The sequence below is a fragment of the Duganella callida genome, assembly GCF_004614165.1.
Classification (GTDB): Bacteria; Pseudomonadota; Gammaproteobacteria; order Burkholderiales; family Burkholderiaceae_D; genus Rugamonas; species Rugamonas callida.
Genome location: NZ_SPVG01000084.1, coordinates 1 through 3,687, shown reverse-complemented (window position 1 = coordinate 3,687; position 3,687 = coordinate 1). Strand labels below are relative to the sequence as shown.

Genomic DNA, 3,687 nt, shown 5'->3' with positions numbered 1-3,687 from the left:
CGTTGGGGCCGTTGGCCTGGGCGGTCTGGTTCAGCGGCGCGGTGGCGGTGCCCGGCGGCTGGTTCGACAGCGCGCCGGGGATGCCGCCTGGATTGGCGGCGTTGTTGTTGCCGTTGGTTTCGCTGGTCTGCTGGCTGCGGATCGCCGACGCGGCCGGCGGCGAGTTCGGCTTGTAGTTTTCCGACGCCTGTTCGATCTGGGCGAAATCGACGTCGGCCACCGCTTCGGCGCGCACATTGTTTTCGCCGACGATGGGAATCACGATCGATTCCACCTGCTTGATCACCTGCGCCTGCAGATCCTTGACGTATTTCAGCTGCTGCTCGTCGAGCTTGGCGTTGGCGGCGCCGGCCTTGTTCTGTTCGGAAATCAGATTGCCGGCCTGGTCCACCACGCTGACATTGGACGGCAACAGTTCCGGCACCGCCGAGGCCACCAGGTGGACGATGGCGCCGGTCTGCTGCTGGTCGAGCATCCGGTTGGGGTGCAGGGTGACGATCACCGACGCGGTCGGCTTTTGCTGGTCGCGCACGAACACCGACGGTTTCGGCAGCGCCAGGTGCACGCGCGCATTCTCGACCGGCGCCAGCGACATGATGGAGCGCGCCAGCTCGCCCTCGAGCGCGCGCTGGTAATTGACCTGTTCGGCGAACTGCGACACGCCCAGCTTCTGGTTTTCCATCAGCTCGAAGCCGACGTTGCCGCCCTTGGGCAAGCCCTGCGCCGCCAGTTTCAGGCGGATGTCATGCACCTGATCGGCCGGCACCAGGATGGCGGTGCCATTGTCGGAAAACTTGTGCTTGACCTGCATCTTGTCCAGCTCGGCCGTGATGGCGCCGCCGTCGCGGTCGGTGTAATTGGAGAACAGCACCGCGTAATCGGGCGGCTTGTTCCACAGCCACAGGCCGATCAGGATGGCGACGATGGCCGCGGCGCCGGCGGCGCGCAGGAAATTGCGGCCCATCGGCGTGCGGATGAAGGGCACTTTTTCCGCGTCTTCGTCGGGCGCGGCTGCATTGGCGTTATCGATTTCTTCCGCTACGGCCATGATGGTGTGGTCCCGGATAAGGGTGGTTCTAGAAGGAATAATCCATTATTGCTTGTATCCAGGCAATTCAATAGGCCGAACAGAGCGCCGTTTACCGTCTTCCTCGCGGCAGGCGACTGGCGTGGCGCTTGGTATTCTGTCAGCACTGAAAAAGCCGTGCCGTATTGTACCGCCATGGCTGCTTCCTTCGTGGAAATTTATTCCATGAAAGCAACATCAAGCAACAGCGAGGAGCCAAAATGAGAACAGGTGGAATCGACGCCAGCCAGATTCAGGCGATGATCGCCCAGCTGAAGGCGCACGCCACGAAACCGGGCCTGACGCCGCCGGTGATCCAGACCGAGCCGGCGGCCGTGCCGAAGGCGGAATTTTCCGACGCCTTGAAGACGGCGCTGGACGGCGTCAACGCCAGCGCCAAGGATGCCGAAGTGCTGGGCAAGAAATTCGCGATGGGGGATGACAGCGTCAGCCTGTCGGACGTCATGATTTCGCAACAGAAAGCCAGCATCAACTTCCAGGCCGCAATCCAGGTGCGCAACAAACTGGTGTCAGCCTACCACGACATCATGAACATGCAAGTCTAACTCCGGGGTCAGGTCTTTCATTGCGTCACGAGCCCAACCGTAGGCGTGCCTACGGTTGGGCTCGTGACGCAATGAAAGACCTGACCCCGGATTAGGTGAGGCCGGCGACGCGGGCGTTGCGTTCGCGCTCGAGCTTGGTGATGTAGCGCTGCACGTATGCCAGCATGCCGCGCGGGATGTCGACGAATTCGCAACCCAGCCGGCGGTTGGTCTTGTTGTTCAGCAGCGTCAGGTCCAGCGAGTTGCGCACCTGTAGCGAAGTGGTCACTTGGCCGATTTCCGGCAGGTCGATCCGGCAACCATCGTAATTCTTGCCGATGGTGTCGCCCAAAATCATTTTGTTGTCCAGAATCGCGATGCCGCCGCAGCTGATGTCGGCCAGCGGGAAGGTGGTGCTTCCGCCCAGCTCGGTCGGCAGCGGAATCAGCACCCGCACCGGATTGGTCACCGGCGTGGAAATCCGGTAGTACTCGCGCCGCTGCAGACGGATCAACGTCGGCGGCAGGGCGATCTTGAAGGCCGGATTGCCTTCGTAGGTGGCCGCTTCGACTTGTTCCGCCGCAAACAGGATGCGCACCTTGTCCAGCGAGGTCTCGAACGACAGCCGGCGCGAGTTCAGCACGCGCTGGTTTTGTTCCTTGTCGATCGAGCAGTCGAGGTAGACCGCGTCCGCCGCATCGTCCACGTCCAGGATGGAGGTCACGCAAACGTCCGCCTCGCCCTGGATCAGCATGCGGATCAACTGGTTTTTTTCGCCGATGGCGCGCAGCAGCGCGTAAATTTCCCGCCGGGATTCGATTTCAAAATCGTGCCAGTTTTCCAATTCCGCATCCTGAAAGTGTGGGTACATCTGTGGCCAGTGTTGGGGGTCAAGTTTCCGTCAAGGGGATGCTCGTGTCCGGCGCCGGGGGCAGGGGCGAACCAGACTTTTGCGCTGCTTCAATATGATAAAGCCAGGCTAACAGTTCCGCAATCACACGATACAGCATGGGCGGAATTTGTTGATCCAAATCTATGTCCATGAGTAAAGAAACAAGTTCTTTGGACTCGTGGATGGCCACACCGGCTTCCTGCGCGACGTTGATGATCTGCTCGGCCACCAGGCCGCGGCCCTTGGCCACCACTTTGGGCGCCGGGGTGCCGGTTTCGTAGGCCAGCGCCACCGCCTGCTGCAGCGGCTTGCGCGGCGCGTCATCCGTCATGGCCGGCCTCCGTCGGCTGTTCGGCGGCGATGGTCAGTGACGCCAGCGGGGCGCCGGCCGCCGCCAGGGCGCTCTCCAATTCGCCGGCCCAGGCACGCAAGGTGACGGCGGAGTCGCCGGTGCCGGTCTGCACCTGGATGTGGACCTGCTCGCCCACCAGAGTGACGGCGGCCGAGACCGCCCCCAGCAGCGGCAGACGAAAGCGTACGCCGCTGCGCCAAACCGGGTCCTGGCGTTCGTCGCCGCCGCCGCGGCCGCCTTCACGCTGGTCGCGCTGCACTTCCCATTGCATGGGCTGGCCGGGCCAGGCCTGGCCGTTCCACAGCACGCGGCCCTGTTCCTGGGTATGCAGTTGCTGGTTGACCATTTGCGCGGCGCTGAGATCGGGACCGTTGTTGTTGCCGGCCAGACGCGACAGCGGAGCGTCCGCCGCCTGCTGTTGCTGCAGCAGGCGCTGCATCTGCGGCTCGCGCATCAGGTCGGGCAGGCTGCGCTCGCCCTTGGCCCACTCGGCCACGTGCGATTCGTAGAACAGGCCGCTTTTGGAGATGGTGTCCTGTAGTTTTTGCGCCAGGTCCGCGGTGTCCGGCGCGCTGTTGCCGAACAGCGCGGTCTTGCCGACCAGCGCGACCTGCGCGGTCTGCCCCTGGGTCGCGCTGAGGATGCTGGTCAGCACGCGCGCGGCGCTGCTCAGCGTGGCGGCCTGGGTGTTGGGACCGAGGTTGGGCAGTTCGCTGGCCGGCGTCAGCGGCGCCCGGCCCAGCAGGGTGGCGGCCAGGCTCTGCGGCTTGACGGCGTCGGCCGGGATGGCGGAACCGGGCAAGGCGGGCTGGCCGGCGGCAGCAGGCTGCTG

Annotated in this window: 5 protein-coding genes; 1 reads left to right on the top strand and 4 read right to left on the bottom strand. The window is 63.9% G+C overall.

Annotated features, from left to right (window positions below; translation table 11 throughout):
- A partial coding sequence (gene fliF, locus E4L98_RS08855; protein WP_135201195.1) for a flagellar basal-body MS-ring/collar protein FliF occupies positions 1-1,048 on the bottom strand: 1,048 nt, incomplete at its 3' end.
- A gap of 239 nt (positions 1,049-1,287) precedes the next feature.
- Here fliF and fliE point away from each other — a divergent pair.
- Entirely contained in the window at positions 1,288-1,632 is a 345-nt protein-coding gene (gene fliE, locus E4L98_RS08850) for a flagellar hook-basal body complex protein FliE (protein WP_135201194.1), read from the top strand.
- A gap of 91 nt (positions 1,633-1,723) precedes the next feature.
- On the opposite strand, the gene E4L98_RS08845 is transcribed toward fliE, so the two are convergent.
- From E4L98_RS08845 to E4L98_RS08835, 3 genes are all read right to left on the bottom strand, one after another.
- Positions 1,724-2,482: a flagellar brake protein gene (locus tag E4L98_RS08845; protein ID WP_135201193.1), complete on the bottom strand. Its 759-nt coding sequence runs from the start codon at positions 2,480-2,482 to the stop codon at positions 1,724-1,726.
- 19 nt (positions 2,483-2,501) lie between these two features.
- On the bottom strand, positions 2,502-2,834 hold the full coding sequence (locus E4L98_RS08840) for an EscU/YscU/HrcU family type III secretion system export apparatus switch protein (protein WP_135201192.1): 333 nt from the start codon (positions 2,832-2,834) through the stop codon (positions 2,502-2,504).
- Positions 2,824-3,687: flagellar hook-length control protein FliK (locus E4L98_RS08835; RefSeq protein ID WP_205746692.1), on the bottom strand; the 864-nt coding region annotated here is incomplete at its 5' end. The genes E4L98_RS08840 and E4L98_RS08835, both read right to left, overlap by 11 nt.